This window comes from Paraburkholderia sp. EG286B, from assembly GCF_040965655.1.
Taxonomy (GTDB): domain Bacteria; phylum Pseudomonadota; class Gammaproteobacteria; order Burkholderiales; family Burkholderiaceae; genus Paraburkholderia.
The window spans coordinates 1-1772 of the sequence record NZ_JBFRCF010000104.1 but is presented as its reverse complement, the minus strand read 5'-3'; the positions used below and the strand labels follow the sequence as shown (position 1 = coordinate 1772).

At 58.0% G+C, this 1772-nt stretch carries 1 protein-coding gene; it reads left to right on the top strand.

Annotation, left to right across the window (positions count from 1 at the left end; genetic code table 11):
• On the top strand, positions 1 to 1673 hold a 1673-nt coding region (locus tag AB4Y42_RS43875), incomplete at its 5' end, for a diguanylate cyclase (protein ID WP_368697841.1).
• Between the last annotated feature and the right edge of the window lie 99 nt (positions 1674 to 1772).

Genomic DNA, 1772 nt, shown 5'->3' with positions numbered 1-1772 from the left:
TCGTGCTGTGTTTCGCCGTAGTTTTCGCTATCACGCTAATTCTCGCCGTAGACCAATACTTCCTTGTCCGCGCACGCGAACTCGATCAGCGCTTGCATCGGCTCGAACTGCAGGCCATGACGCTGGATGTCGCCGTTCAAAATAACAAGCAGCAGTTGCGGTTTCTCCGCACCAGTGCTGAGCGAATGATTGCAGACCCGTCCGCACCTTTTAGCCCGGCCGTGGATGCCCCATTCGAGACGGTGCTCCAAGCGCAGGAGGAGCCGGTGTGGAGCCTTCAGCTCCCGGAAAGTAACGTGCCCATTCGCGGCATCGGCGCGCGACAACTTGCGAACATTCCGGGGCTGCACCGGACGGAATCAACGTTTCTTGATGATCTGAGGTTGTCCCGACTGATGACCAGGTTGCTCTCTGTCCAGTTTCAGTTGAGCACCAACCTCGAGCGTACGGTATTTGTATCGGCAACGGGCGTCGTGGTCGCCTACCCCGCACTGAGCGACGACCAGACGGTAGGCCTTGTTCAATCGCTCGCCAGTTCGCGGCTGTTTCAAGTCTCCCGGCAACACCCGTTGGACTATGACGTGATTTTTGATCCGATGTACGAACGAGAGAGTTCTGGAGGGCCGCGCCTGCTGTTCGGGACGCCGGTCATGCGCAACGACGTAGTTCGTGGTGTCATCCTCTTTGTTATCCCGCAGCGCGCTGTCCAGGACTACATGCGCCTCGACACCACATCCGACGAGTTTCACGCGTTAATGGAACGAAACGGGACAGCCATCGCAACGAGCGGGAATACCTTCACGACCGCCGACGAAAAATGGTTCAGGACACTGCCTGCGCCATGGAACGACCTTTCTGTTGCACCGCTGTTTCAGACGGGCAGCGGTGTGTTAAGCGCACGTCAGAATCTTCTTCTCTATACGAAACTGCCGAGCACAGACCTGGTTCTGATCGACTACGTCCCTGCGAAAGCAGTGTTCCTCGCGGTAGTCCGACTGACCAGCGCGGTGTTTGCCGCAATCTGGTTGTTGCTGGGATTTCTTCTCTGGGCCACGCTTCTCGTTGTCGACCAGCTTCTCGCCCGACAAATCGCACTCAGCGACCAGTTGAAGGCGCTGTCGCGGGTGGACCCGCTGACTAATCTTGCGAATCGTCGGCGTCTGGACGAGGAATTCAACGTATTCGCACGTGGGCGCCAAGCCGACCGATGCGTCGCGCTTCTCATGATCGACATTGACCACTTCAAGCGGGTCAATGATGCCTGGGGACACACAGTTGGAGACGAGGTGCTCAGGCATTTGGCCGAAGTGACCACTACGGTAGTCCGTCCGCCTGATCTCGTTGCTCGATTTGGCGGCGAGGAATTCTGTGTTCTCCTGCCCAATACATCCGCGGACGAAGCAGCGCGGGTCGCGGAGCGCATTCGCCAAGCTGTCGCCCAGACTGCGTACAGTCTGAACCACGTCGCAGTGTCACGCTTTGCACCCGGCAGCGAGATCCGGATCACTGTGTCGATTGGTGTAGCAGAGATGGTATCTGACAACTGTCCCGATCTTGAATCGCTGGTCGCGGTTGCTGACCACCGACTATACGCAGCAAAGGAGGGAGGCAGAAACAAAGTTGTGGCGGGCGGGCCTGCGCGAAGTTGCGAAGTGGGCAGGCAGCAAGACTAGGTGGACCGTATTAGGCACCACACCGACAAATGTGCGGCCGCTTTGGGCGCAAACTCAGTCATCCAGCGCCGAAACATTACAGGCCCTTACTGGCCGCAC